Genomic DNA, 1,726 nt, shown 5'->3' on the forward strand with positions numbered 1-1,726 from the left:
GGCCGGCGCGCTGGTCGAGCGCGGCGTGGCGGCGGGTGCCGCGATCGACAGCGCGCTGCTGGTGGTGGCGGCGCGGCTGCCCGAGGCCCGCGCCGCACTGCAGGCCGAGGACGGCGTGGCGCTCGCCGCCGAATACGCCGCCGTGCTGCCCTTCCTGCCCTAGCCCGCGGCGCCCAGCCCCGCGACGCATTGCCGCGCGCGCAGGATGGAGGCGGGGCTCATGCTCAGCTCGGTGACGCCGAGCTCGACCAGGGCCGGGATCAGCTCCGGCCGCGCCGCCGCCTCGCCGCAGACCGCGACGGGAATGCCCGCCGCCCGCGCCGCGCGGCACACCGCGCCGATGGCGCGCAGCACCGCCGGGTGATCCGGGCGGTTCAGCCGCGCCACGCGCGGATTCATCCGGTCCGCCGCCATGACGTATTGCGTCAGGTCGTTGGTGCCAACGGAAAAGAAAGCGACCTCGCGTGCCAGCTCGTCGGCCAGCAGCGCGGCGGCCGGCGTCTCCACCATGATGCCGAGGGCGAAATCGCCATGCGGCACGCCCTCCGCCGCCAGCTCGGCGCGGCATTGTTCGATCAGGGCGCGGGTCTGGCGCACCTCCTCGGGCTCCACCACCATCGGCAGCATGACGCGCAGATTGCCGCGGACGGCGGCGCGCAGCAGCGCGCGCAGCTGCGGGCGGAAGATGTCCGGCCGCTCCAGGCAGAGCCGCAAGCCGCGCCAGCCGAGGAAGGGATTCTCCTCGTGCGGGATGTCGATGCCGGCGACGGGCTTGTCGCCGCCGATGTCGAGGGTGCGCACCACCACCGGATGCGGCGCGAAGGCGCGCGCCAGAGCGTCATAGACCTCGAACTGCTCCTGCTCGCCGGGCGGGGTGCGGCGGGCCATGAACAGGAATTCGCTGCGGAACAGCCCCACCCCCTCGGCGCCGGCGGCTTGCGCGGCCTCGATCTCGGCCAGGGCGCCGAGATTGGCGGCGATCTCGATGGCGCGCCCGTCGCGCGTCACGCTCGGCGCGTCGCGCCAGCGTTGCAGCGCCGCGCGCGCGGCGCGCTCCTCCGCGATGCGGCGGGACAGCGCGGCCTCGCTCGCGGCGTCGGGGTCGAGCTGCACCACGCCGTTCCCGCCATCCAGCGCGACGCGCCGCGTCGCCTGCAGGGCCTCGGGTGAGGCCGGGCAGGCCAGCACCGCCGGAATGCCCTGGGCGCGCGCCATGATCGCCAGATGCGAGGTGGCGCCGCCCTGGCGGCAGACAATGCCGGCCAGCCGCCCGGGCGGCACCCGCGCCAGGTCCCAGGCCGCCAGCTCCTCCGCCAGCAGGATGGCACCCTGCGGCACGTCTTCCAGGGCTGCGTCGCTCTGGCCGAGCAGGGTCAGCGCGATCTGCCGCGCCACGCTGCGCAGATCCTCGGCGCGCGCGCGCAGATAGGGGTCGTCCAGCGTGGCGAAACCCTCGGCCAGCTCCCGGCCCGCGCCCAGCGTGGCGGCGACGGCGTCGAGGCCGCGTCGGATGCGGCCCTCCATCTCGTCGCGCAGCTCGGCATCGCGCGCCAGCTCGACCAGCGCGCCAAGGATCTCGGCGGCCTCCGAGCCCGGCCTCGCGGCGGCGCGGCGCAGCGCCAGCTCCTGCAGCACCGAATCCACCGCCGCGCGGTGCCGCGCGATCTCGCCAGCGAGCCCGCCCGGCGGCAGCAGGCGCGGCGCCTCGGGCAGCGGGGCGGGGAAA

1 protein-coding gene is annotated in these 1,726 nt (G+C 76.2%); it reads right to left on the bottom strand.

The features are described from left to right. Window positions 1-159: 159 nt before the first annotated feature. A partial coding sequence (gene ptsP / locus HMPREF0731_RS19660; protein ID WP_007005966.1) for a phosphoenolpyruvate--protein phosphotransferase occupies window positions 160-1,726 on the bottom strand: 1,567 nt, incomplete at its 5' end.

The sequence above is a fragment of the Pseudoroseomonas cervicalis ATCC 49957 genome (genome assembly GCF_000164635.1).
GTDB classification, from domain to species: Bacteria; Pseudomonadota; Alphaproteobacteria; order Acetobacterales; family Acetobacteraceae; genus Pseudoroseomonas; species Pseudoroseomonas cervicalis.